Origin of the sequence: Roseibium sp. MMSF_3544 (assembly GCF_030732845.1) — a bacterium.
Classification (GTDB): Bacteria; Pseudomonadota; Alphaproteobacteria; order Rhizobiales; family Stappiaceae; genus Roseibium.
Genome location: NZ_JASHKA010000005.1, coordinates 150,152 through 173,345, shown reverse-complemented (window position 1 = coordinate 173,345; position 23,194 = coordinate 150,152). Strand labels below are relative to the sequence as shown.

The following is a 23,194-nucleotide window of genomic DNA, read 5'->3' as shown; positions in this document are numbered from 1 at the left end:
ATGTTCCGCATCAATTCCAGGGAATATGCATGACCCCCATCCACGTTATTGGCGGCGGCTTGGCCGGATCCGAAGCCGCGTGGCAGATGGCCCAGGCAGGACTGTCGGTCGTTCTTCACGAAATGCGTCCGGTTCGCAAAACCGACGCTCACCAGACTGATGGTCTGGCCGAACTGGTCTGTTCCAACTCCTTCCGCTCCGACGACTCCGAGCAAAATGCTGTCGGTCTCATCCACCACGAATTGCGGCAACTCGGGTCTCTGATAATGGCGTGCGCCGATGCGCACCAGGTTCCGGCCGGTAGCGCTCTAGCCGTCGACCGCGACGGATTTTCCGACGCTGTGACGGAGGCCCTGACACAGCATCCCAATATCACGCTGGAGCGTGGAGAGATTGCGGGGCTTCCACCGAGCGAGTGGGACAAGGTGATCATCGCGACCGGTCCGCTCACGTCGCCGGCCCTGTCAAATGCCGTTCTGGAAAAGAGCGGAGAAGATGCCCTTGCTTTTTTCGATGCGATTGCACCAATCGTCCATTTCGAGTCCATTGACCTGAACAAGGCCTGGTTTCAGTCCCGTTACGACAAGGTCGGTCCCGGCGGCACTGGCAAGGACTACCTCAATTGTCCGATGAACCGCGATCAATATGAGGCCTTTATCGACGCTTTGCTCGCCGGCGATACCGCCGATTTCAAGGAATGGGAAGCCAATACGCCTTATTTCGATGGCTGCCTGCCGATTGAAATCATGGCGTCCAGGGGCCGCGAAACCCTCCGCCACGGACCGATGAAGCCGATGGGACTGACTAATGCGCACGAACCGGACATAAAGCCCTATGCCGTTGTCCAGCTTCGACAGGACAATGCGCTTGGAACGCTCTACAACATGGTCGGCTTTCAGACGAAGCTGAAATATGGCGCACAGGCGGATATTTTCCGCATGATCCCTGGCCTCGAAAGTGCCCAGTTCGCACGTCTTGGCGGCTTGCACCGCAACACTTTCCTGAACTCACCAAAAGTGCTGGACGGTTCGCTTCGGCTGAAAGCAGATCCCAGACTACGCTTTGCGGGCCAGATCACAGGATGCGAAGGCTACGTTGAATCAGCCAGTGTCGGATGTCTTGCCGGGATCTTCACCGTCATGGAAACGTCCGGCCGGGACATCATTGCGCCACCGGAAACGACGGCCATGGGGGCCCTCCTGGGGCACATTACCGGCGGCCATATTTCACGCAATGACGGGGCCGGCAAACCGGGTTCCTTTCAACCGATGAACGTGAATTTCGGTCTGTTTCCGCCGGTCGAGGCCCCCAAAACGGGCGAAGACGGCAAACGTTTGAAAGGCAAAGAGAAGGCAAAGGCGAAGAAACGCGCCATGACCGACCGGGCGAAGGTGGATTTTGCTGCCTGGATGTCCGATCTCGGCCTGCAAAAACTTGCCGCTGAATAGGCTTGTCACGACCGTCAGAGGCTCTTGAATATCTGTCCCGATGCGCGCCAGAGCAACCATTGGCGGCGCAATTGGGATATCTCAGCCGCCTGACGCAAGGGATCGAACCCCTCGGCTTCGAGTTTCGTCAAGAATGGTTTCACAAGGACAAGCGGCAGAAATGCGTTTTGACATTTCTCGGGCACCTGATTTGCGAAATCGCCGACGCGCCCGAGGTGATGGCGTACATGCTCACGCATTTCCTTGAGCACGGCCTTCAACTGCGGGGTGGTTTCACCCCTAAACAGACTTTCCGGATCAAGACCGTGCCGCTCGATCACGTCACGGGGCAAAAACAGTTGCCGCCTGGAGGCGTGCCAGGGCAATGCGCGCATCAGTCCAGTCAGGCAGTAGGCAACCCCTGCGTGACCTGCAGCCGTGGCCGTCCCGGCATCCTTGCCTTCGTTCAGGACAAGGCAGGCCAGCTGGATCAGCCCGGAAACGGTTTCCCCGGCATAGCCTTCCAGATCGTTCAAACTGGGCATCGGATCGTCGTAGAGATCGAAGATCCGGGCTTCAGCCATGGCAACGAGCGCCGGACGCGGCAACTTGTAGGTCTCGATGCTTTGCAGCAGCGCACTTGCGACAGGATTTCCAGCAGCCGTGCCGTGTTCGGTGCCTTCCAGCAGATCTCGCCACCACTGAAGACGGACCTCCCCCGGCAGCGGCTCGGACACAATCTCCCGGACCCGGGCAATCTCGGCGTTATATGCATATAGCGCGAGCAACGCCGGACGGTGCGTCTGCGGCGCCAGCAACGCACTCAGATACCGGTCCTTGTCATATTGGCGCACAACGTCGGCGGCATGATCAAAATCAGTGGTCATGATCGCCCATATGGTTCGCTTTCCGGTTCAGTCCACCGCCAAAAGAGCTGCAGCGACTGCCCTATCTTCGGACAAGAGCACATTGAACGTGCGCACTGCAGCTCCGGTAGACATCGGGTCTGCCAAGATATTGGCTTCCCGGAAACGGTCTTTCAGATCCGCCGCAAGCGGATGCAAATCCGTGCCCGTTCCAACCAGTAGAACTTCAATGTCCGGCTGCTCTTCAAAAACACGCTGAAAGGCCAGTTCGCTGAACTCGGCAGGACCAGAAATGTTCCAACCGTAGATGCCGCTTGGAACGCACAGAATCGATCCGCGGTGGGACATGTTCGCGAAGCGGAAGCCGCCATTGCCATAGGCATCCAGCGGCGCCCGCCCTGGAAAATGCGCGTCCCGGATTTCCATCCCGACCTATCCTTCAGACCGTGGCGTTCGCCTTGGCACCCTTTTCATCGTCTCCGTCCTTGGAAGACAGGGCGTCCGGACGAAGCTTGAGCAGAATCAGGAAAGGTGCAGCCAGGAAAATCGAGGAATAGGTACCGATGATAATCCCGAAGATCATGGCGAGCGTGAAGGACTGAATGACTTCACCACCGAAGACATAAAGCGCAATCAGCGCCAGCAACGTGGTGACAGAGGTCATTGTCGTCCGGGACAGGGTTTCGTTGATCGACTGATCCAGGATGTCTGTCAGCGGTCGTTTCTTGTATTTTCGCAGGTTTTCGCGAATCCGGTCATACACCACCACGGTATCGTTGAGTGAATACCCGATAATCGTCAGGACGGCCGCGATGCTCGAAAGGGAGAAATCGAGTTGAAGCAGGACGAACAATCCGATCGTTATGACAACGTCGTTTGCCGTTGTCAGGATCGCACCAATCGCGAATTGCCACTCGAAGCGGAACCAGATGTAGATCAGGATCGCAAACAGCGAGGCGGCAACGGCAAGCGCCCCTGCCCGCGCCAACTCCCCGGACACGCGCGGCCCGACCACTTCGACACGGCGGAAATCGACATTGTCATCGGCGAAAATCGTTCTCACCTTGGCAACGACCGACTGTTGCGCCGTCTCTCCGCCCGGCTGTTCCTCGACACGAATGAGGATATCGTCAGACGCGCCGAATTCCTGGACCTGGACATCGCCCAGATTGAGGGTGGAAAGCTCAGACCTGATGGCGCCGATATCAGCCGGGCCATCGGTCTTGATTTCGATGATGGTACCGCCCTTGAAGTCGATGCCGTAGTTCAAACCAACGGTGAAGAAACCGGTCAGGGACGCAATCACGAGCACGATGGACAGCGGAAAGCTGGCCTTGCGAAGCCACATGAATTTGATCTTGGTGTTGTCCGGAACAAGTCTTAGCAGCATTTTTTTCTCCCGGATCAGATCGGCAGTTCGGACGGGCGGCGGTGTCGTATCCATAGCGACACCAGCAACCGGCTGAACGTGAAGGCCGAGAAAACGGTGGTGAAGATACCGATCGCCAGCGTGACGGCAAAGCCTTTCACGGGTCCGGATCCGAGTTGGAACAGAATGACAGCCGCAATCAGCGTCGTGATGTTGGCGTCAAGAATTGTGCCGAGCGCGCGGCTGTAACCGGCATCAATGGCCGAAATCACGGATCGGCCCGCACGCGATTCTTCCCGTATTCGCTCAAAAATCAGAACGTTGGCATCAACCGCCATACCGATCGTGAGCACGATGCCCGCAATCCCCGGCAGGGTCAGCGTCGCCTGCAGAACCGTCAGAGCACCAAATATGAGGAAGATGTTGGCCGTTAGCGCCAAGTCGGCGATGATACCGAACCTGCCGTAGGCAAGGATCATGAAGACGATCACGGCAGCGCCTGCGATGATGGAGGCAAGTTGTCCGGCCTCGATGGAATCGGCTCCAAGACCCGGCCCGATCGAGCGCTCTTCAATAACCGTCAACTTCGCAGGCAACGCACCGGCCCGCAGAAGAACTGCTAGGTCGTTTGCGCCTTCAACGGTAAAGTCTCCCGAAATCTGACCCGAACCACCGGTGATCGGCTCCCGAATAACTGGCGCTGAGATAACTTCGTCATCGAGTACGATCGCGAACGGCCGGTTCACGTTTTGCGTTGTGATTTGCGCAAATTTACGCGCGCCCGACTGGTTGAAGCGGAAATTGACCACCGGTTCATTGGTGCGCTGATCAAAACTCACCTGGGCGTCGACAAGATCAGAGCCCTCAAGGAGCGGAACTTCTTCCAGCAGGTACGGGAACGGCGGATCATCCTGCGACATAACCACCACGGTGCCAATTGGTGGCCGGCTCTGCAGGGCCTGCTCACCGGTCATGGAGGTGTCGACCATGTGGAACGTCAGCTTCGCCGTTCTGCCGATCACCGCTTTGAGTCTTTCAGGATCGTCTTCGCCCGGCGCTTCCACGAGAATTCTTTCAGCACCCTGGCGCTGAATGCTCGGTTCCGTCGTGCCGAGTTCATCGACGCGGCGCCGGATCACCTCAATTGACTGCTGGACGATGTTGGTCATCCGGTCTTCAAGGCCCTGTTCGGTGTAGGTGAACCGAATGAGCCCGTCGTCATTGACTGTCATTTCGAATTCGTTGACCTGTTGCCCGCCAAAAATGCTGGACACCAGCGGATTGACCAGGGGCTCAAGCCGCTCTTCTGCCTCGGCCAGGCGCGTCAGGTCTCGAATGCGAACCTGCGCGCCGTCACCTTGCTCACCCAGTCCGGTATATCCGATCCTCGGGTCTTCCCGGAGCGTGGTCCGGATATCGCTCACCAGCGCTTTCATGCGGTTGGTGATGTAATCCTGCTTGTCGATCTCGTAGAGCAGATAGGCACCACCCCTCAGATCGAGACCCAGAACCATCTGGTTTTTCGGCAGGAAGTCCGGCCAGCTTTCAAGTTGCTTGGCGGAAAAGAAATTCGGCAGGGTCGTGATGATGCCTGCAGCGACCACAAGCACGATCAGCACGATTTTCCAGCGGGCGAAATGAAGCATAACAGAGCCTTAAAAGCAGCCAGGCCGATGGCAAACCGGCCCGGCGGATAGATCGATGCGGTTCAGGTGCCCCGTCAGGAATTGTCTTTGGCCGGCTCGGACTTCGAACGCACTTCCTGAACCATGGACCGTACCAGGCGTACTTTGACGCCTTCGGACAATTCCACCTGTAGTTCGCTATCGTCTACCACCTTCGATACTTTGCCGATAATCCCACCAGTGGTCACAATGGTGTCACCGCGGCGCAGATTGGCGACCATTTCCTGATGCTGTTTCATTCGCTGGCGCTGCGGCCGGATGATCAGGAAGTACATGATCGCGAAAATCGCCACGAACGGCAGGATTTGAATCAAGAAGCCTGGACCTGCTGCTCCGGCAGACTGCGCATAGGCTGGGGTGATCAACATTCAACTCTCCTAAGGGGCGTTTTCAAGAATCGACGAGCCACATGGCCCGCCAACAAAACGCTCTGAATTCTGGTGCGCGGACTATAACGGCGGCGCGCCTCATTTCAAGCTTTTGCAAGCCGATTCCGGCGTACCGGTATGGGAATAACTGACGTTTTCGAGTTACCTGCCCCATGCTACTGGTCGCGCAACATGTTTTAGCGTCTATTGAAGCCAAGGTTTCTGTCGTGGCGAAGTGTTGAAAGGGCACCCCCTTTCGGAATCTTCGCCGCTTTTATCAAGCGGTTTTCGTCTCAACCGCGACCAAACCCTGCACCTTAATAGCCGCTACGGCCTCACATGGGCCTTTTTAACAGGGGTTGCAAGAATTATGAGTGAGCAAAACAATCTTGCCGCTTTAAACGCCAAACTCGACACCCTGATCGACCTGATCAGCCGCGCCGTTCCCGCGAGTGCCGGCGACCCGGACTGGCAGGCCGCCGAGGCCTTTGTCTGGACCCCCGAGCCTGGCAATCTCCTTCCGATCGAAAAGGTCAACAGGGTCGATATCGAGCTCTTATGCGCGGTGTCTCATGTGCGCGATCTTCTTCTCGACAACACACGGCGGTTTGCAGACGGCCTTCCTGCCAACAATGCGCTTTTGTGGGGTGCGCGCGGGATGGGCAAGTCCTCTCTGGTCAAGGCTGCCCACGCAGCCATCAATCGCGATCCTGCAGCAGGCGAGCTGAAACTGATCGAAATTCACCGGGAAGACATCGAATCCCTGCCGAAACTCATGTCAGTGATCCGGAACGCACCTTACCGCTTTATCGTGTTTTGCGACGATCTGAGTTTCGACAACGACGACACTTCCTACAAATCCCTCAAGGCTGTCCTGGAAGGCGGCATTGAAGGGCGCCCCGAGAACGTGATCTTCTACGCGACGTCCAACCGCAGGCATCTGCTGCCGCGGGACATGATTGAAAACGAACGATCAACCGCGATCAATCCGGCAGAAGCGGTTGAAGAGAAGGTCTCCCTCTCCGACCGGTTCGGACTTTGGCTTGGTTTCCACAAGTGCAGCCAGGATGATTATCTGGAAATGGTTCGTGGCTATGCGGACTTTTATGGTCTGGGCCTCCCCGAAGATGATCTGCGCGCTCAAGCCCTTGAATGGGCGACGACCCGAGGCAGCCGTTCAGGTCGTGTCGCCTACCAATTTATTCAGGATCTGGCTGGACGGCTCGGCAAGTCGCTTTCCTGAAACAAAAAACCCGGCGAATTGCCGGGTTTTTCGGAGTGTGTGTTGCCGCTCGTTAGCGCTGCGGCAGGTGTTTCAGTGGGTCGACAGGCTTGTTGCCCTTGCGCAATTCGAAGTGAACCTGGGGCTGGCTGACCGAACCGGTTGCGCCGGCAAGGCCAATCACGTCACCGCGGCGGATCTTGTCGCCACGCTTGACCTTCAGCTCGCTGTTATGAGCGTATGCCGACACCCAACCTTCACTATGGCGCACCAGAACCAGGTTGCCGTAACCTTTCAGTTCGTTTCCTGAATAGATGACCGTCCCGTCGCCAGCCGCCTTGACGGGCGTTCCTTCCGGCACCGCGAGATTTACACCTTCATTCTTGCCGCCACCCGGCTTTGTACCAAAATCGGAAATTATCCGTCCGCGGACCGGCCAGCGAAATTTTTCGCTCGAGACTTCAACGTCTTCCTGAACGCTCGCAACGGAAGGTGTTTTGATCGGTTCGGTCGGACGCGGCTCCTGGGTCAGCGCGGGACTAGGCAGCGACGCCAACTGAACCGGTGCACTCGGAGCAGCTGACGGCTGCGTCGCAGTCGTGGGTTTCGAACTTGTCGATGCCGTGATGAGCGGACGTTGGCCGACTGCGGGCTTGCGCTTGGGGAGCGCACTGACCTGGATTACTTCTGTTTCCTGGACAACTGTCTCGGACGTGCTGATCTCAGCAAAAGTCTGCTGCTTGAAAGGTTTGCGATCCGGGCTTGGAGCCGATCCGGAATTCGTGGAAATCGATCCGGTGACAACCCGGCCGTTTCCGCCTGCGCTTGGCAGCCTCACCTTACCGCTTTCTCCTTCCGTCGCACTGGCAAGGCCGTTGCGGTCGGAATAGACGTAGGTTGGAATAACGAGGCTTTGGCCCGGTCGGACCTGATTGGCGTTCCCGATGCCGTTCACCGAAGCCAGCGCCTGAACGGGAACACCGTATCTGCGCGCGATCGAGTTCAGAGTGTCGCCCTGGCGGACCTGAACCCGAGTCCCGCCAGCAGAGGTCCACCCCTTCCAGCTTTTTCCATTCGCACTCGAGACCGTTTCAGGTGCCGGCAAGGTCGCTACAGGCGTCGTCTGGACCGGTGCTTTTCGGGCTGACGAAGCGGTCTGGGTCGGCGCTGGCAACGGAGCCGATTGGATCGCTGCAGGCTTGTTCGAGATCGAACCTGTTGTCACAGGTGCCGAACTGGAAGCCGGAAGTCCGGCAGGCGTGCCACCCGGGCCGTTCGCTATATCCTGATAGCTTGGCTGGGGTGTTGCGCCGTTCAGTATCTCACGCTGATTTTCGGTATTACCCGTATAATATGGTGGTTCACCGAAACGCTCGACCGCGCTGGAGCATCCTGCAAGTAATGCTGCGACCAGTGATACAGTTGCCGCTTTGCCCAGTAGGTCCCCGCGGAGGGTACGCATCCGCTTTTTCATCGCCTAACTCATACCGCTAACAATGGCTGTTATGGTTAAGAGTAGACGCCAGTAAGGTTTATAAAGACTAAAGACGACCGGAGATTGCCCCGAATTCGGCCTTTTTCTCTACATGTTCCTGCCACGCTGCGTTTCTGGCCGAGCCGAACATAGTAAATCGCGCGCGGAATCGGCGCCGCAGATTCGCGCTTCCGGACGTCCAGCAAGTGCAGTGTTGTGGTCAGAGCTTCAGTGCAACGCCGGGTCGCAACATGACGGTTCGGATCGGCATCAGCGTTTCGGCGGTCATCACGCTTTCTGTTTTGACGAATCGGATCAGTGACTGGGGTTGATTGGCCTGGCCGACGGGGGCAACCAGAATTCCGCCGGGCTTGAGCTGCTGCACCCAATTGTCCGGAATGGCCTCAATGGCGGCAGTTACGACAATGCGATCAAACGGGCCTTTTTGTTTCAGGCCTTCAAGGCCATCTGCTTGCCGCGCAAAAATGTTTTGCAGTTTAAGTGCTGCAAAGCGTCTTTGCGCCAGATCCGTCAGGGTCGCAAACCGGTCCAACGTTGCTACCCGCGCTGCCAAATGGGACATGACAGCCGCCTGATAGCCCGACCCGGTGCCAATCTCGAGCACTGAATGGTCGGCAGAGAGCGAAAGCGCCTGGATAGTGGATGCAACAAGCGTGGGCGACGATACAGTCTGGCCGCACTCAATCGGAAGGACCACGTCTTCGTAGGCAAGGCCATGGTGCCGTGCGGGCAGAAAGAGCCGTCTTGGGACCCTTTCCATCGCCGACAGGACATCGCGAGCACCAATACCCTGCCGTCGTAACGCGAGTACGAGCGCTGCCCGTGCTTCCGCCTCATCTGGCAGTGCGGACGAAAACTCCGTGCGTTCTTCGCCGGGTGGCAAACCGGCCATGCAATACTCCCAACAAGGGTTACTTGAGCGCCCCAGCCAAATCACTCACCAGGTCGTGGGCCGTCAAATCTATGCGTAGCGGTGAAACAGACACATATCCATCCGCAATCGCCTGAAGGTCCGAATTATCAAGAACCGATTTGCCGCGCTCACGAAAACGCAGCCAGTAATAGGGATAACCGCGGCCGTCCTGGCGCTCGTCAATGGAAAGCCCGCTCTGTTCGTGATGCCCCTGGACCGTGACCTTTGTGCCTTTAACCGAATCAGGATCACAGGCGGGAAAATTGACATTGATCAGGGAGTATTGCGGCAACGGAAACTCGATCAGTTTGGCGAAGAGCTCTGGCGCGTGTGTCTCCGCTACCGAAAAGTTCGGTTCCGCTTTCACATCCCAATTGTAAGCCTGGGAAACTGCAATTGACCGAATGCCAAGGATCGCACCTTCCATCGCACCTGCAACGGTGCCTGAATAGGTGACGTCTTCTGCAAGGTTCTGTCCGCGGTTTATGCCTGAAAGGACCAGATCCGGCCGTTCCGGCATTACTTTGTGGACCCCCATGATGACGCAGTCCGTTGGGGTCCCTTTCAATGCGAAATGCCGTTCGTCGATGGCACGCAAGCGAAGCGGATCACTGAGCGTGAGTGAATGGGCGACACCGCTCTGGTCTGTCTCGGGCGCGATCACCCACACATCATCGGAAAGCGTCCGGGCAATTCTTTCCAGTGCCGCCAAGCCCGGAGAGTGAATGCCGTCATCGTTGGTAATCAAGATGCGCATGGAACCCCTGCCTCCTGCGAAATCAGTTCAAGGTTTGCGTTTGACCAGTCATGGCCGTTGCGACATGAGATCCGGGCGGCACGAAATGATTCCGCAGCCCAAAGCCACTTTTCTTCTGCTGAACCGGTGCCCGTGCGCCTAACCGATTCGCTCCTGCCCGCCCATATAGGACCGCAGAGCTTCCGGAACCGTCACCGAACCATCACCGTTCTGGTAGTTTTCAAGGACAGCGATAAGCGCACGCCCGACCGCAATCCCCGAGCCATTCAGCGTATGCACGTGGACAGGTTGCTTGCTGTCCGTGGGTCGATAGCGCGCATTCATTCGCCGAGCCTGAAAATCACCGCAAACAGAACAGGACGAGATTTCACGGTAGGCATTTTGACCTGGCAGCCAGACTTCAATGTCGTAGGTCTTGCGGGCACCGAATCCCATGTCGCCGGTACATAGCGTCATGACGCGGTAGCGCAGACCAAGCAGCTGCAAAACCATCTCCGCGCAGTTCAACATGCGTTCCAGCTCATTCAGCGACTCGTCCGGTGTCGTCACGGAGACCAATTCGCATTTCTGAAACTGATGTTGGCGAAGCATTCCGCGCGTGTCGCGTCCGGCAGAACCGGCTTCAGAGCGGAAACAGTATGTCAGCGCGGTCACGCGCAGCGGCAAGCTGTCCTGAGGAACGATTTCACCGGCCACCAGGTTGGTCAGCGGAACTTCTGCCGTCGGGATCAGGTAATGATCCGTCGTGGTCTTAAAGAGATCTTCCTCAAACTTCGGTAATTGGCCTGTGCCGTAAAGCGGATCGGAATGCACCAGCAGCGGCGGAGATACTTCGGTATAGCCGTTTTCCTGCGTGTGCAGATCGATCATGAACTGGCCAAGGGCTCTCTCAAGTCTTGCGATCTGCCCCTTCAAAAGCACGAAACGCGACCCGGACAGCTTGGCAGCTGTTCCGAAATCCATGTCGCCGAGCGCTTCACCAAGTTCGAAATGCTCTTTCGGATGCTCATTGAACGAAAAGACCGGTTTTTCGCCATGCGTCCGGTAAAGCGTGTTGTCGCTCTCGTCTTCGCCGACAGGAACGTCGTCATGCGGCAGGTTCGGAATAACGGCCATTGCCGTCTCCAGATCCGCATTCAGCTTGCGCTCTTCTTCTTCGCCCGACTGGATGAACGCCTTGATCTGAGCGACTTCGTCAATCAGCTCTTGCGCCCGGGCGTCATCGCCCGAGCCTTTGGCCTTGCCGATTTCCTTGGAGGCTGCATTGCGCCGTTCCTGCGCTTCCTGAAGCTTGGTGATATGGGAGCGACGGGAATCATCCAGCGCGATCAGCCTGGCAGCGGAGGCCTCAAAACCCCGTTTTGCCAAGGCTTGGTCAAAGGCGTCTGCGTTTTCCCGTATCCACTTAATATCAAACATCTTCGCTTCCCGAACGACGGTCGTTGTCACTTCATTCCGCCGGGAGGCAATCGGACGCGATGGAAAACCGGCTAAGCCGTTGCGTCTTCCGCTTCACGTTCAGCTTCTCGCTGCGCTCTCTGGCGTTCAACCAGCCTCACCGACAGAATGGAGACTTCGTAGAGAAGCAGCGTTGGGAGCGCAAGACCGATCTGCGAGATCGGATCGGGGGGTGTCAAAATTGCAGCAGCTGCAAATGCGCCAACGATCGCGTATTTGCGTTTCTTCTTCAGATCCTCGGATGAGACCAAGCCAGCCCGGCCCATAAGGGTCAGGACAACCGGAAGCTGGAACACCAGGCCGAACGCAAAGATCAGGATCATGATCAGCCCGAGATACTCGCTGACCTTGGCCAGATGCTGAATTGCGACCTGTCCTTCTCCGGGAAGCTGCTCCTGTGACAAGAAGAATCCCATCGCCATCGGCATGACGAGGAAATACACAAGACACGCGCCAATCAGAAACAGGATCGGCGTTGCGATCAAGAACGGCAAGAATGCGCCACGCTCGTTCTTGTAGAGGCCAGGCGCGACAAACATGTAGATCTGGCTGGCGATCACCGGAAAGGCCAGAAACAGCGCGCCAAACAGCGCCAGTTTCAACTGGGTGAAAAACCATTCCTGGGGGGCTGTGAAGATCATCTCCACGGGGTGCCCCTCACCGACCGCTCTCAGGTAAGGGATCGTCAGGACATTGTAGATGTCCTGCGCAAAATAGAAGCAGACCACAAACATGACCAGGATAGCCGCAATCGACCAGATCAGCCGCTGGCGCAGCTCTATCAGATGTTCGATCAAGGGCGCTTTTGAAGCGTCGATATCTTCCTGGCTCATGCCTTCACGTCTTCCGTCGCCGGTTTCTTGTCCGGTTTGTCCGCAGCTTTGTCCTGTGGAGGCGCGGGCGGCTCATCTGCCGGCGCTTTTGCGCTCTCGACCGGTTTTGCTTCCTCAGAGGTTGTTTCCGACTGAGCCGAAGCAGGCTTCGTCGTCATCGGTCTTGACGCTTTCTGTGCTGCGTCTTCCTCGATCGATTTCTTCAGATCACCCAATGGGTTGAAGTTCGCCGCATCCTCGACCTGCTTCTTCATGTCGGCAATATCGGCCTGCTGCTCTGCTTCACGCAAGGCATCGTTGAACGTCGACTGGAATTCACGCGACATGCGCCGCATTTTTCCCAGTGTTTGCCCAAGCGTGCGCAACATGCGCGGAAGGTCTTTTGGCCCTACGACGATGATTGCAATACACGCAATCACCATGAGTTCGGTCCAGCCGATATCGAACATGAGAACTCTCGTCCCTTAAGGAGACGCGATGCAGATTAAGATCAGCTCGCCTTGGTCTGATCTTCAGCTTTCGCAGACGGTGCTGCGTCGCCGGCCTGATGATCGATGGTCTTCGGAGCGTCGGCAGTGTCGTCTTCGGCCATGCCCTTTTTGAAGCTTTTGATTCCCTTGGCAACATCGCCCATAAGTTCGGAAATCTTGCCACGTCCGAACAGCAGAACCACCACCACTGCGATGATCAAGATCTGCCAAATACTAATGCCCATACGCCAAACTCCTGATAATTGGCTTTAAAGCCCTACGGCCCTTGTACAAAAACGGTCCTGACCCTGCAACATACACCTGAAGAACATTTTCCGCTCTTAGACAGAATGATGACAAATAGGGCCAGATTTGTGTCTCAGAGTACGGTCCCATAAGTGAAGCCGATCAACTTTTGAAGGTTCAATCGATTCTAATTGAACATCCTTTGGCCTAGACTTGGGACTCCTTGCGCGAAAAAACAAGCACATCCTTTGGATCAGCATCGACTGCAACGTCCATTCCAGGCTCCCAGGCGCTGCCGGCGCGCACCCTGGCCTTCAGCGGATGGTCGAGACCATCAATGACAATCGACAAGAGATCGACTTCACCGACAAACCTTTTTGAGACAATTCGGCCCGGAACGCCGCACAATCCGGCCTTGTTCAGGCAGATCCCCTGCGGCCTTATGCAGACATCGACTTTTTCGTTCTGCGCAGCACCGTTTGATTTCACCACTCCGAGCGGCGTTTCAACACCGGCTGAGGTCACCCTTCCCTCAACCTGATTCACTTCAGAGAAAAAACGTGCTGCAAACAGATCTACAGGATCGTTATAGAGTTCGGCAGCCGGTCCGTGCTGCACAAGCCGGCCTCTTCGCATAAGCGCAATCCTGTCACCCATGCGCATCGCCTCTTCCGGATCGTGCGTTACGATGATGCAGGTGGCGCGGGTTTCGCGGATTACGTCGAGTGTCTGATCGCGAACATTGTCGCGCAAGCGTTTGTCCAGGCCCGAGAAGGGTTCATCCATCAGCAGGATACCCGGGCGCGGCACAAGCGCACGCGCAAGGGCAACCCTTTGTTGCTCACCACCGGACAGTGCATGGGGAAAGTCGGCCGCATAGTCGGCAAGACCGACGCGACCCAGTGCCGACAACGCAGCCGTCTCGGCTTCTTTTTTTGGCAGTCCCGTCAGGCCGAACATCACATTTGCAAGGATGCTCATATGCGGGAAGAGCGCATAGTCCTGGAACATCAGTCCGACGCCGCGTTTCTCCGGGGGCAGGAATACTGCGTCCCCGGCGATTTCCCTGCCGTTGATGAGCACTTTGCCGCGGCTTTGCCTCTCAACACCGGCGGCGATCCGCATCAGTGTGGTCTTGCCACATCCGGAGTGGCCAATGAGGCACAGAATTTCACCAGGAGAAATCGACAGGCTCAAGTCCCGGACCGATGCGACACCATCGTAGTCATGCGAGATGTTTTCAAACACCAGGCCGGCAGCAATGGTCGCGCTCGCCGTTCCCCGCGCGCCCCAGTCGAGCGAATTCCCGAGACCTTTTGAGTTAGGTGACGTATCTTCCTGTGACATCAAGCTCCTGCGGGGTCATCCGCATCTTCACCAAAGAGAGACCCGTCTTCTAAAGGATCTTCGTCTTCGGTCAAAGTCACATCGTCATTGGGTGTCGGAACTGCAAACGAAGCCGGGACCGCGCTGTCCAGCAATCCGGCCCCTTTCAACTCTTCAAGACCCGGCAGATCCTTGACGCTTTCCAGGCCGAAATGAACCAGGAACTGCTCGCTGGTGCCATAGGTAACAGGACGCCCGGGGGTCCGGCGGCGTCCTCGCATGCGGATCCAGGTGGTCTCCAGCAACACATCCAGTGTGCCCTTGGACGTCGAAACGCCCCGAATTTCCTCGATCTCGGCGCGCGTAACGGGTTGGTGATACGCGATGATTGCGAGTGTCTCCAAAGCCGCGCGCGACAGTTTGCGCTGCTCTTCGACATTGCGGTGCATCAGATAGGCAAGATCTTCCGCCGTCCTGAAACACCACTTGCCTGCGACCCTGACGAGATTGACGCCCCGCGGCGCATAGAGTTTTTGCAACTGCTCCAGAAGTCCGAGGACATCGGTCCCCTCCGGCACGCGCAGCGTAAGCTCTTCGAGCGACAAGGGATCAGACGACGCGAATAGCAGGGCTTCGACCATTCGTAAGCCAGAAAGATCATTGATTGCTTCGGACGAGCCGGCCTTCAACACAACGGTTTCGTCGTCTCGTTCGGGCTCAGACGTCATCGTCCGCATCCTTTACGATCGAGCGTATATAGACTGGCGAGAACGCCTCTCCCTGGCGGATCTCCACCTGCCCTTCCCTGACCATTTCCAGGCTTGCGGAAAACGAGCTGGCGACCACGGTCGCCCAGTCCTTGTTGTCGTAGAGATAGTCACGCAGATAGGCGTTGAGAGGTGCCCACTCACTGACACGGCCAACAAGCTTGGTCAAAAGCTCGCGCGCCTCCTGTAGGGACCATACGGTCCTCTTTAGGACCCGAACCGATGTGACAGACTGTCTCTGACGTTGCGTCGCATAGGCAGACAAAAGATCGTAGATAGAGGCTTCCCAGATACTCTTGTGCTGAACGGACATGGTTTCCGGGGCACCGCGATGAAAAACCTCGCGTCCCTGGCGGTTCCTGTTCAACAGCTTGCCGGACACTTCACGCATTGCCTCAAGACGGCGCAGTCTGAATGCAAGGGCTGCTGCAAGCTCCTCACCCGTCGGTTCGTCCTCATCCTTTTGTTCCGGCAGCAGCAGCTTCGACTTCAGAAATGCCAGCCAGGCCGCCATCACAAGATAGTCTGCTGCCAGCTCCAGCCGCATGCGCCGCGCTTCGGCGACAAATTCGAGATATTGCTCAACAAGGTCGAGGATTGATATTCGCGCCAGGTCCACTTTTTGCGTGCGTGCAAGACCGAGCAGCAAATCCAGCGGCCCTTCGAAGCCATCCACATCGACAACGAGTTGAGGATCCGAAGTCGCGCGCTGCTCTACAGAATTGACGGAGCTCAGGAGGTCAAACGATCCATCCTCGGCAATCTGTCTCTGGGTTTCCAATTCTGCCATTCCAGCTCCGGTTACACGCCATGCACCCCGGTTAGTGCGCGAAATTCGTCCCAGGCAACGCTTTTGTCAAATCCGGGTTCCGGTGCTTTCCAACCCTTCAGAGCGTCAGCGCACCTGATCGCGGATACACCTGCCAGCTCCGGAACCGCCTCGGCAACGGCGGCCATCTCATTCATGTCGCCGTTGCAATGCAGGACGATGTCACACCCGGCCTCAATGATCTTCCTTGAGCGTTCAAAATACGTCTCGCCAAGCGCCTTCATCGAAATATCATCGCTCATCAGGCACCCGTCAAAGCCGATTTCCTTTCGGATGACCTCCTGAACAATAGTGGCGCTTTGCGTACCGGCCGTCTCCGGATCGATCCCTTCATACACAATATGGGCTGTCATCCCCAATGACACGTGGGAAAGTGCCTTGAAAGGGCGGAAATCCACGTCTTTCATCTCTGAAAGAGGGGCATCGACGCGCGGCAGCTCAAAATGGCTGTCCACCTTGGCCCTGCCGTGGCCTGGAATATGTTTGATCACCGGAAGAACGCCACCAGCCACCGCGCCCTCGATCATGGCCTGACCGAGGCGGATCACAACATCCGGATCACCCGAAATCGCCCGATCACCAATCGCGTCGACGGTATCGGAAAACCGGATATCCAGGCAGGGCAAACAGTCGATTGTTATTCCCACTTCGAAAAGATCATTGGCGATAAGCTGGGCGCCAAGTCTGGCTGCACGCACACCCGCTTCCGGATTGCTTGCATAAAGGTCACCATAAAGCTTTGGCGCGGGGTATTTCACCCAATTGGGTGGCTTTAAGCGCTGTACCCGCCCGCCTTCCTGGTCGACAAGCACCGGGGCGTTTTCCCTTCCGACCGCTTCACGGAACGATGCCGTCAGCGATTTGAGCTGATCGGGCGTTTCGACGTTTCTGGCAAACAGGATCAGGCCCCAGGGATCGGCCTCTCTGAAGAAGGCGATTTCGTCGTCTGTCAGAATCGGACCGGCACAGCCGGAAACAAAGGCTTTGGTCATGTCTTCCGGATTAGCGGGCCACTCCGAACCCGTCAAGAAAGCCGGGCACCAGACTTGCGCCGATCCCCTGAACTTGCAATCTAGGCACTCATGATCGGAGCGCTCGGCAATGAACCTGGCAAAACACACTCTCGTACTGGCCTGCACGTTCCTTCTGGTCTTCGTGTGGGTCGGACCGGAAGCGAGAGAAATGTTCATCCTTCTGGGAATTCTGGAAGACCCGATGCAGAACGGCTACATTCCATCTAACGTCTTTTACTGACATCCCTCGGACATCAGGCAGGCTGACCTAGGAGGCATCCATGCGCGCACGTCTCGACATTCCCGCAGGCGAACTCCACCGGATATCGCACCGCTCCGAAATTCTCGGTCAGAACCGCCTGGGCGACACGGCGACACGCGAGATCGTGGTTTATACGCCCAACGGCCATGACGGCAGCGGATTGCCCCTTCTGGTCGATATCGTCGGGTTTACCGCAGGCGGTCCGGCCCATGTCAACTGGAAGAATTTCGGAGAAAACGTGCCCGAGCGCCTGGACCGTCTCATTCACGACGGCGAGTTGCCGCCGGTCGTCGTCGCATTTCCGGACTGTTTCACGCGCCTTGGGGGAAACCAGTATATCGACAGTCAGGTCATGGGCCCCTGGGCGACATGGCTTACGACCGAGATGCTGGAAGAGGTTGAAGGCCGGTTCAAATGCGGCGGTCCGGGACTGAGGGCAATTTTTGGAAAATCCTCAGGTGGCTATGGCGCGATTGTTCATGCCATGCAGCACGCTGACGTCTGGTCGGCGGCGGCCTGCCATTCCGGCGACATGGCCTTCGAGCTGTGCTACCTGCCTGAAATGCCGAGTGCCTTGCGCGCCATCGCAAAGGCGGGATCGATCGAGGCTTTCGTGACCGACTTCGAGCAAGGTCCCAAATATCCGGGCAATTCGCTCCATGATCTCATGACTTTTGCCATGGCGGCAACCTACGATCCGGATCCTGACCCTGAAGTCTTTTGCGGCATCAGACTGCCGGTCGACCTGGAAACTTGTGAACTCATCGAGGAGCGCTGGGCCGCCTGGCTCGCGTGGGATCCCGTCCGGATCGTTGACCAGTACCATGAGGCCCTCGCCTCGTTGAAAGGACTTTGGATCGAGTGCGGTTCCGTTGATCAGTACAATCTCGTTTACGGCGCGCGCCAACTGAACAGAAAACTCGACGCTGCCGGAGTTGATCACGTCTATCGGGAGTTCAACGACAACCATTCGTCCATCGACTACCGGTTGGACGAAAGCCTGCCATTCCTGGCTAACCGGCTGCTGAACGGATGACTGCGGATAGGATCAGGAAACTTTTCGCGCACGTCTGAAAGGTATTGGGAGTGTCAGTACCAGGCCACCGAGGATAATGAGGCAGGCACCGAGCGCGGCCAGCGGTGTCGGGATCTCGCCCCATACGGCATAAGCGAAGATCGCCGAAAGCACGACGCTGCCGTAATAAACCGGTGCCAGAGTTGCAGCACCGGCGCGCCGGTAAGCTGATATGTTGAGCGATTGGCCAACAATCGCCAGTGGCCCTAGCCACGCAAATGCCGCAAGGCTGCTCCACGGGATATCTTGAACGCTGATGATCCAGAGAACCGGAACGGTCAGCAGGACCGAGGCAAAGACGTTCACATAAGCAAGGATCGTGACCGTGTCTTCGCGTTGTGCGATATAGCGCATGATCAGGGCTTCACAGGCCATGAACACAGCTGCCAGCAGCGCTGCCAGGACGCCGTCCAGGGCAAGCTGAGACGCGCCGCCGTCGGCCCCTGTTGAGCGCACGACAAGATAGGCACCGATCACGCACAGGAGACCGGCAATCCAATGACGGCCTGTGATCAATTCCTTGAGGATCAGGCCGGCCAGTGCGATCGCAATGATCCCCTTGGTCAGGCCGATTGCCGTTGCATCCGCCAATGGAAGTATGCTGGCTGCGTAGATTGTGCAGGCGAGACCTCCGACACCGCAAAAGGCACGCATCAGATGCAGCTTCCAGAGCGGGCTGAGCCGCCTGAATATCGGTGTGCGGCGGATCGTCCCGAAGCCGACAATCGTCACAGCGCCGCCCAGGAAACGCAGCCAGACCAGAACAGCAACCGGCAACAGACCATCGGCAATTTTTCCTGCCGCGAAAACGGGTGTGAATGCCGACATTCCGGCAAGCGCAAGCGCAAAGGCGAGCACGGTGTTTTCTCGGCGCATGTAGATCGAATTCGGCGGCATTGCGGTTCCTGGGCTCCTGAGATCCAATGGCTAGCAGTTATTTGGAGCCGGAAGTAGCTGCAAAATTCCAATGACGGCTATGCAGATACGCATCCACTTGATCGCCTTCCTGTATTTTCGTATAGCTCTCCCATGAACTGGGACGACCTCAAATTAATTGATGCGGCCGCGCGCATGCGCTCGTTATCGGGTGCGGCGAAGGCGTTAAACCTCAGTCAGCCGCAACTAAGCCGGCGGCTTAAAAGTTTCGAAGACCGGGTTGGTGCACGGCTGTTCGACAGGACACCAAGCGGCCTCAAGCCGACAGAAGCCGGTTTGCGTCTCATTCCGCTTGCTGCGGACATGCGACGGAACGCGGACGCCGCGAGCCGGGTGCTGCCGGACTTGTCTGGCTCAGCTTTGAAAGTTGTGCGCGTTGCCGTCGACGAAGTGCGTGCCCGGGTTCTTACCGATGGAATTGAAGACCTCACGGCCCTTTTGGGGGATGTCGAGCTGGAGATTATTTCCAGCCACCTCGATGCAGACCATCAGACCCGCGGGATTGAATTGCAGATCCGCAACTGTCTGCCTGAAACCGACACGCTCATCGCACGCAAGCTCGGCGATTTGGCTTATGGCGTATACGGGTCGAGAACCTTTGTGACTGAACACCCGTCAGCTTTGACCGATCGGCGGTATTCGGATTGCAACTGGCTCGGCTTTGCACCGGACGATCTTTGGTATCCCGCGCATGTTCGCTGGATGGAAACGAAAGAGATTGTGCGGCCAAAGATACGCACCAATACGATGACCACTCTCTTGAACATGACGGTTTCAGGGTCTGGCCTGGCACTGCTTCCCGTGTTCATGGCGGACAGTCATCCGGACCTTGTCCCGCTCACCGGGCCTCTCGACGACCTGACAAATCCCGAACATATCATCGTGCACAGGGATGTTCGGCGCGAGCCTGCCGTCAGGATTGCCATGGATGCCATCGCCCGGATCTACAAGAACATGGCACCCAGACTGACCGGACGCGGCAACACCGAAGCCGTTTCCGCAGCAGAATAAAGGCCGGGAAAACCGGCCTTTCAATTTCTTCGATATTTGTTTGTTTGCCGGCGTGCCGTCAGGGCTGGCGTCGGACGAAGCAATCGCCGCCTGCGCCTTTGAGGCTTTCACAGAGCGAATTGGCTTCGTCCCTCGAAGCGGTCGGTATCCGGGCACGGTAGAAGATACCCCGATCGCCGAGATCGGCTGAAACGATAACAGCATTCCGGTTTCCAAGAACACTCGGATAGCGCTGCTGCAAACTGCTATATGCGCTGCTGGCAGCATCAGCTGAACGTTGTGAGGTCACCTGAACAATATACGTTCCGGACGCAATCGATCCGCTGGTGCTTGTCGTGTTCGACGTTGCAGGTGCCGCAGCTTGTGTGTTCGCCGTGTTTGTCAGGTTGAGCGGTCCGTCGCGCTGCGTCGTTGCGGCTGGAGCCGCTTGCGCTGCGGGTGCGCTTGCCACTTGTACCGGCGCTGCCGGCTTCTTTCTGGGCACGACAGTCGGAACAGGTGCAGGCGCTGCCACCTCCTCCACCGGCTCGGCCACGGCCGCGACCGGTTCTTCTGTCCCAGCGACGATTGCCGGCGTCGTCGGCGCTGCCGGTTCTGCGGAAGCAATTTCAGCCGGTGTTTCTATCTGCGTTTCCACCGGAGCCGGCGTTGCTTCGGGCGCTGGTGAAACAACAGTTTCCGCTGGGGCGGGATCAGCGACGACAGGCGTTGTCTCAACGACGCGCGGTGGTTCCACGCTCACTGTCGGCGTCGAGATCGCGGGTGCGGCTGCCGTCGGTATCGTTGCTGGGGCTGGAGCGGCGGATGCATCCGGGACAGGTTGCTCGGTGCCGGTTGCCGCTGATGCGGCGGCCTCAGGGCTGTCCTGGTTTATGATCGTTCCATCCGGGCGGACCACCAGTGTCCTTACCCGTTTGGGTGCGCCCGGTGCCAGCTCTGCGTTGCCTTCCGCGCCTGCTGGCGCCGGTGGCAAATCGACAGGCTGCGGTGTTTCCGGCACGACCAGACGCTCAGGCGCTGCTTCGTCGGTGCTGTTGACGCGATCATAATTCAACTTGATCGGCTGTTGATCCGTTGCAGGAGGTTGCGACGATTCGGGATAGATTTTCAGAGGTTCCTGCAGGCCGCTGATGACCGGCGGCGGGCCGCTCGGCACCTGCACCGAGTCGCCGTCATAGAAGAAAAACCCGGCACCGCCCAAAGCTGCAACGGCAAGCACACCAGCGGTCACATAAAGGCCACGCCGTGATCTCCCTCTTGCCTGGGGTATCGCTGCCTGCTCTTCTGTGGGGTGCGGCGGCAAAACGCCGGCACCGTTCAGGGTCGGATCGCTCTCCTGCATAGCACGCGCGACGGCATCAAGATCATAGCCCTCCGGCGGCGGTGGCGTCTCATCATCTTCCGTTTGCGGCACGGCTTCAACCGCATCCGGCCAGGCCATATCGTCGATGTCGTCCGCCGTCTCGACCGGTTCATCTGGTTCAAACGAGTCTTTCGGCTCTACCGGCTCCGGCGATGCGTCGTCGACATTGGTTTCAGTTTGTAAGCGGTCAACGGGGTCCGGAAAGTCCAGATCGGCAAAGAGTGCTTCAATTCCGGCAGGACTTTCCTTTTCCTTTGCCGGTGCAGCCACTGGGTACGGCTTCGGATCCGGTTTCACCGGGTTCAACGCAGCGACCAGATCATTTTCATCAATGGCAGGGCGCTGCTTATCAACAGACAAATCCGCGTCTGTCTCTGGGCGCGGCTCCAGCTCAACTCGCGGACGAACTGGCTGAAACTGACTTTCTGTTGACGTCGGTGCAGGTTTGATCCGTGCATCGAGAGGCGCAGCCGCATTGCCAGGAAGTTCAAAGGCTTTTCTCGGCGCTTCGAAGTGGAACCTGTCATTTGCCGCAAACGAATCGGTCGCCGTAGGGCTTGTTGTCTGAACGGGTTCTTCAGGCTCGGTGATTTCCGCGAATGGGTCGCTTTCAACCGGTTCCGACGCACCGCTTGGGTCCTCGGTGCCAAGGTCCTCATCCACTGACTGCCGCAATGCGCCGATCAGTTCATCTTCCAGCTCGGCAGTCAGGTTCTGCTCCAGATCAAGTGCAACGTCGGGAGCCAGCCCGGGCGCCTTGTTCGAGATCACCGGTGCCTTCACCAAAGACTCACTGGGCGCTGGGGCCGGTTTTATTGCTTCAGCAGGTACCGGTGCCGGTGCAGGGGTTTCGACCGGAAAGGCTGGAGACGTGGAAAGCTGCACTTTCGGTGCCGGGTCCAGTGCCGGAATTTGCGGCGCCGGACTTTGCAGTTCCGGAACTTGTGGTTCTGGAATCTGCGGTGCCGGAATATGCGGTTCCGGAGTCTCGCGAGGCTGAGGGTCGTTCAGTTTGGGCCAAAGCGGCGATACGTTGCCTGGTGCTTTTGCTTCCGCAAGACCGGATTGTCCAGCATCGCCGCGCGGAGTTTCGTCGAGTTGCGACTGACGGGGGCGCGCGATGAACTGATTTGCGATTTCACCAATAACTGGCGCCTGCGGCCGGGGCTGCGGTGGAATATCCTGTTCAGTGATTTCGGGTTCTGGCGTGAGCGGAGCAAAGGAAGGCTCGACGCGTGTCGGCTCGGGTTTCGGCGGCCCGTCGACATCTGCCGCGAAATCATCCAAGCCTGCAAAATAGTCTGTGTTTCCAACCCGTCCGCTGGTCACATTCGTCCCCGTTTCCTTGTTCTTCTGGACGATCCGGGCAAGTTCCAGCAATGGATCTTCCAGCGCAGGCTTGTTAGCGCCCGCGTCGTTTGCAGACGCATGCAGATCAGCTTGCTTATTTTCGTAATCTTTTGCCATGTGCTTTACGAAAACCGGTTCAGTTCCACCGTTGCG

General features: G+C 57.5%; 23 protein-coding genes. 5 read left to right on the top strand and 18 right to left on the bottom strand.

From position 1 onward, the window contains the following. The first annotated feature begins 29 nt into the window (after positions 1 to 29). Complete coding sequence (gene trmFO / locus RBB47_RS09545) at positions 30 to 1,448, top strand: methylenetetrahydrofolate--tRNA-(uracil(54)-C(5))-methyltransferase (FADH(2)-oxidizing) TrmFO (protein ID WP_305985549.1); 1,419 nt, start codon at positions 30 to 32, stop codon at positions 1,446 to 1,448. 14 nt (positions 1,449 to 1,462) lie between these two features. Here the strand turns inward: trmFO and RBB47_RS09540 are convergent, their stop codons facing one another. From RBB47_RS09540 to yajC, 5 genes are all read right to left on the bottom strand, one after another. Beyond that, a complete protein-coding gene (locus tag RBB47_RS09540; protein WP_305985548.1) occupies positions 1,463 to 2,314 on the bottom strand; it encodes a phytoene/squalene synthase family protein in 852 nt (283 codons plus the stop codon). A gap of 27 nt (positions 2,315 to 2,341) precedes the next feature. Then, on the bottom strand, positions 2,342 to 2,719 hold the full coding sequence (locus RBB47_RS09535) for an Mth938-like domain-containing protein (RefSeq protein WP_305985547.1): 378 nt from the start codon (positions 2,717 to 2,719) through the stop codon (positions 2,342 to 2,344). A 13-nt stretch (positions 2,720 to 2,732) separates the two neighbouring features. Beyond that, positions 2,733 to 3,683 carry a protein translocase subunit SecF gene (secF, locus tag RBB47_RS09530; protein ID WP_305985546.1) on the bottom strand — a complete coding sequence of 317 codons (951 nt, stop codon included), beginning with the start codon at positions 3,681 to 3,683 and terminating at the stop codon, positions 2,733 to 2,735. 14 nt (positions 3,684 to 3,697) lie between these two features. Beyond that, positions 3,698 to 5,308: a protein translocase subunit SecD gene (gene secD / locus RBB47_RS09525; RefSeq protein WP_305985545.1), complete on the bottom strand. Its 1,611-nt coding sequence runs from the start codon at positions 5,306 to 5,308 to the stop codon at positions 3,698 to 3,700. 74 nt (positions 5,309 to 5,382) lie between these two features. Next, positions 5,383 to 5,715, bottom strand: a complete 333-nt coding sequence (gene yajC / locus RBB47_RS09520; RefSeq protein ID WP_305985544.1) for a preprotein translocase subunit YajC — start codon at positions 5,713 to 5,715, stop codon at positions 5,383 to 5,385. A 370-nt stretch (positions 5,716 to 6,085) separates the two neighbouring features. Between yajC and RBB47_RS09515 the strand changes: the two genes are divergently transcribed. Beyond that, a complete protein-coding gene (locus tag RBB47_RS09515; RefSeq protein ID WP_305985543.1) occupies positions 6,086 to 6,958 on the top strand; it encodes an ATP-binding protein in 873 nt (290 codons plus the stop codon). A gap of 52 nt (positions 6,959 to 7,010) precedes the next feature. On the opposite strand, the gene RBB47_RS09510 is transcribed toward RBB47_RS09515, so the two are convergent. From RBB47_RS09510 to nagZ, 11 genes are all read right to left on the bottom strand, one after another. Further along, positions 7,011 to 8,399, bottom strand: coding sequence for a peptidoglycan DD-metalloendopeptidase family protein (locus RBB47_RS09510; RefSeq protein WP_305985542.1), 1,389 nt, complete (start codon positions 8,397 to 8,399; stop codon positions 7,011 to 7,013). A gap of 232 nt (positions 8,400 to 8,631) precedes the next feature. Next, the gene (locus tag RBB47_RS09505; RefSeq protein ID WP_305985541.1) at positions 8,632 to 9,324 is read right to left on the bottom strand and encodes a protein-L-isoaspartate(D-aspartate) O-methyltransferase; all 693 of its coding nucleotides are present in this window, start codon (positions 9,322 to 9,324) and stop codon (positions 8,632 to 8,634) included. A 19-nt stretch (positions 9,325 to 9,343) separates the two neighbouring features. Further along, complete coding sequence (gene surE / locus RBB47_RS09500) at positions 9,344 to 10,102, bottom strand: 5'/3'-nucleotidase SurE (protein WP_305985540.1); 759 nt, start codon at positions 10,100 to 10,102, stop codon at positions 9,344 to 9,346. Between the two features lie 138 nt (positions 10,103 to 10,240). Then, positions 10,241 to 11,521, bottom strand: a complete 1,281-nt coding sequence (gene serS, locus RBB47_RS09495; RefSeq protein WP_305985539.1) for a serine--tRNA ligase — start codon at positions 11,519 to 11,521, stop codon at positions 10,241 to 10,243. Between the two features lie 71 nt (positions 11,522 to 11,592). Beyond that, the gene (gene tatC, locus RBB47_RS09490) at positions 11,593 to 12,393 is read right to left on the bottom strand and encodes a twin-arginine translocase subunit TatC (RefSeq protein WP_305985538.1); all 801 of its coding nucleotides are present in this window, start codon (positions 12,391 to 12,393) and stop codon (positions 11,593 to 11,595) included. Next, on the bottom strand, positions 12,390 to 12,842 hold the full coding sequence (gene tatB / locus RBB47_RS09485) for a Sec-independent protein translocase protein TatB (protein WP_305985537.1): 453 nt from the start codon (positions 12,840 to 12,842) through the stop codon (positions 12,390 to 12,392). The genes tatC and tatB overlap by 4 nt, the downstream gene beginning before the upstream one ends. Before the next feature lie 41 nt (positions 12,843 to 12,883). Continuing rightward, positions 12,884 to 13,108, bottom strand: a complete 225-nt coding sequence (locus tag RBB47_RS09480; RefSeq protein ID WP_305985536.1) for a twin-arginine translocase TatA/TatE family subunit — start codon at positions 13,106 to 13,108, stop codon at positions 12,884 to 12,886. A gap of 208 nt (positions 13,109 to 13,316) precedes the next feature. Then, the gene (locus RBB47_RS09475; protein ID WP_305985535.1) at positions 13,317 to 14,456 is read right to left on the bottom strand and encodes an ABC transporter ATP-binding protein; all 1,140 of its coding nucleotides are present in this window, start codon (positions 14,454 to 14,456) and stop codon (positions 13,317 to 13,319) included. Beyond that, positions 14,456 to 15,163, bottom strand: a complete 708-nt coding sequence (gene scpB / locus RBB47_RS09470) for an SMC-Scp complex subunit ScpB (RefSeq protein ID WP_371932765.1) — start codon at positions 15,161 to 15,163, stop codon at positions 14,456 to 14,458. The genes RBB47_RS09475 and scpB overlap by 1 nt, the downstream gene beginning before the upstream one ends. Further along, a complete protein-coding gene (locus RBB47_RS09465; protein WP_305985534.1) occupies positions 15,153 to 15,992 on the bottom strand; it encodes a ScpA family protein in 840 nt (279 codons plus the stop codon). The genes scpB and RBB47_RS09465 overlap by 11 nt, the downstream gene beginning before the upstream one ends. An 11-nt stretch (positions 15,993 to 16,003) precedes the next feature. After that, complete coding sequence (gene nagZ / locus RBB47_RS09460; RefSeq protein ID WP_305985533.1) at positions 16,004 to 17,023, bottom strand: beta-N-acetylhexosaminidase; 1,020 nt, start codon at positions 17,021 to 17,023, stop codon at positions 16,004 to 16,006. Positions 17,024 to 17,132: 109 nt separating this feature from the next. Between nagZ and RBB47_RS09455 the strand changes: the two genes are divergently transcribed. Both RBB47_RS09455 and RBB47_RS09450 read left to right on the top strand, forming a co-directional pair. Continuing rightward, the gene (locus RBB47_RS09455) at positions 17,133 to 17,285 is read left to right on the top strand and encodes a hypothetical protein (RefSeq protein WP_305985532.1); all 153 of its coding nucleotides are present in this window, start codon (positions 17,133 to 17,135) and stop codon (positions 17,283 to 17,285) included. 40 nt (positions 17,286 to 17,325) lie between these two features. Continuing rightward, on the top strand, positions 17,326 to 18,342 hold the full coding sequence (locus RBB47_RS09450; RefSeq protein WP_305985531.1) for an alpha/beta hydrolase family protein: 1,017 nt from the start codon (positions 17,326 to 17,328) through the stop codon (positions 18,340 to 18,342). Between the two features lie 12 nt (positions 18,343 to 18,354). On the opposite strand, the gene RBB47_RS09445 is transcribed toward RBB47_RS09450, so the two are convergent. Next, positions 18,355 to 19,278: a DMT family transporter gene (locus RBB47_RS09445; protein ID WP_305985530.1), complete on the bottom strand. Its 924-nt coding sequence runs from the start codon at positions 19,276 to 19,278 to the stop codon at positions 18,355 to 18,357. Between the two features lie 132 nt (positions 19,279 to 19,410). On the opposite strand from RBB47_RS09445, the gene RBB47_RS09440 reads away from it, so the two are divergent. After that, positions 19,411 to 20,328 carry a LysR family transcriptional regulator gene (locus RBB47_RS09440; RefSeq protein ID WP_305985529.1) on the top strand — a complete coding sequence of 306 codons (918 nt, stop codon included), beginning with the start codon at positions 19,411 to 19,413 and terminating at the stop codon, positions 20,326 to 20,328. A gap of 58 nt (positions 20,329 to 20,386) precedes the next feature. On the opposite strand, the gene RBB47_RS09435 is transcribed toward RBB47_RS09440, so the two are convergent. Then, positions 20,387 to 23,158, bottom strand: coding sequence for an SPOR domain-containing protein (locus RBB47_RS09435; RefSeq protein WP_305985528.1), 2,772 nt, complete (start codon positions 23,156 to 23,158; stop codon positions 20,387 to 20,389). Positions 23,159 to 23,194: the final 36 nt, after the last annotated feature.

What these genes read in the sequence shown, in the direction of transcription:
- trmFO (WP_305985549.1), top strand. Translation starts at nt 30, where the DNA reads ATGACCCCCATCCACGTTATTGGCGGCGGCTTGGCCGGATCCGAAGCC.
- RBB47_RS09540 (WP_305985548.1), bottom strand. Translation starts at nt 2,314, where the DNA reads ATGACCACTGATTTTGATCATGCCGCCGACGTTGTGCGCCAATATGAC.
- RBB47_RS09535 (WP_305985547.1), bottom strand. Translation starts at nt 2,719, where the DNA reads ATGGAAATCCGGGACGCGCATTTTCCAGGGCGGGCGCCGCTGGATGCC.
- secF (WP_305985546.1), bottom strand. Translation starts at nt 3,683, where the DNA reads ATGCTGCTAAGACTTGTTCCGGACAACACCAAGATCAAATTCATGTGG.
- secD (WP_305985545.1), bottom strand. Translation starts at nt 5,308, where the DNA reads ATGCTTCATTTCGCCCGCTGGAAAATCGTGCTGATCGTGCTTGTGGTC.
- yajC (WP_305985544.1), bottom strand. Translation starts at nt 5,715, where the DNA reads ATGTTGATCACCCCAGCCTATGCGCAGTCTGCCGGAGCAGCAGGTCCA.
- RBB47_RS09515 (WP_305985543.1), top strand. Translation starts at nt 6,086, where the DNA reads ATGAGTGAGCAAAACAATCTTGCCGCTTTAAACGCCAAACTCGACACC.
- RBB47_RS09510 (WP_305985542.1), bottom strand. Translation starts at nt 8,399, where the DNA reads ATGCGTACCCTCCGCGGGGACCTACTGGGCAAAGCGGCAACTGTATCA.
- RBB47_RS09505 (WP_305985541.1), bottom strand. Translation starts at nt 9,324, where the DNA reads ATGGCCGGTTTGCCACCCGGCGAAGAACGCACGGAGTTTTCGTCCGCA.
- surE (WP_305985540.1), bottom strand. Translation starts at nt 10,102, where the DNA reads ATGCGCATCTTGATTACCAACGATGACGGCATTCACTCTCCGGGCTTG.
- serS (WP_305985539.1), bottom strand. Translation starts at nt 11,521, where the DNA reads ATGTTTGATATTAAGTGGATACGGGAAAACGCAGACGCCTTTGACCAA.
- tatC (WP_305985538.1), bottom strand. Translation starts at nt 12,393, where the DNA reads ATGAGCCAGGAAGATATCGACGCTTCAAAAGCGCCCTTGATCGAACAT.
- tatB (WP_305985537.1), bottom strand. Translation starts at nt 12,842, where the DNA reads ATGTTCGATATCGGCTGGACCGAACTCATGGTGATTGCGTGTATTGCA.
- RBB47_RS09480 (WP_305985536.1), bottom strand. Translation starts at nt 13,108, where the DNA reads ATGGGCATTAGTATTTGGCAGATCTTGATCATCGCAGTGGTGGTGGTT.
- RBB47_RS09475 (WP_305985535.1), bottom strand. Translation starts at nt 14,456, where the DNA reads ATGTCACAGGAAGATACGTCACCTAACTCAAAAGGTCTCGGGAATTCG.
- scpB (WP_371932765.1), bottom strand. Translation starts at nt 15,163, where the DNA reads ATGACGTCTGAGCCCGAACGAGACGACGAAACCGTTGTGTTGAAGGCC.
- RBB47_RS09465 (WP_305985534.1), bottom strand. Translation starts at nt 15,992, where the DNA reads ATGGCAGAATTGGAAACCCAGAGACAGATTGCCGAGGATGGATCGTTT.
- nagZ (WP_305985533.1), bottom strand. Translation starts at nt 17,023, where the DNA reads ATGACCAAAGCCTTTGTTTCCGGCTGTGCCGGTCCGATTCTGACAGAC.
- RBB47_RS09455 (WP_305985532.1), top strand. Translation starts at nt 17,133, where the DNA reads ATGAACCTGGCAAAACACACTCTCGTACTGGCCTGCACGTTCCTTCTG.
- RBB47_RS09450 (WP_305985531.1), top strand. Translation starts at nt 17,326, where the DNA reads ATGCGCGCACGTCTCGACATTCCCGCAGGCGAACTCCACCGGATATCG.
- RBB47_RS09445 (WP_305985530.1), bottom strand. Translation starts at nt 19,278, where the DNA reads ATGCCGCCGAATTCGATCTACATGCGCCGAGAAAACACCGTGCTCGCC.
- RBB47_RS09440 (WP_305985529.1), top strand. Translation starts at nt 19,411, where the DNA reads ATGAACTGGGACGACCTCAAATTAATTGATGCGGCCGCGCGCATGCGC.
- RBB47_RS09435 (WP_305985528.1), bottom strand. Translation starts at nt 23,158, where the DNA reads ATGGCAAAAGATTACGAAAATAAGCAAGCTGATCTGCATGCGTCTGCA.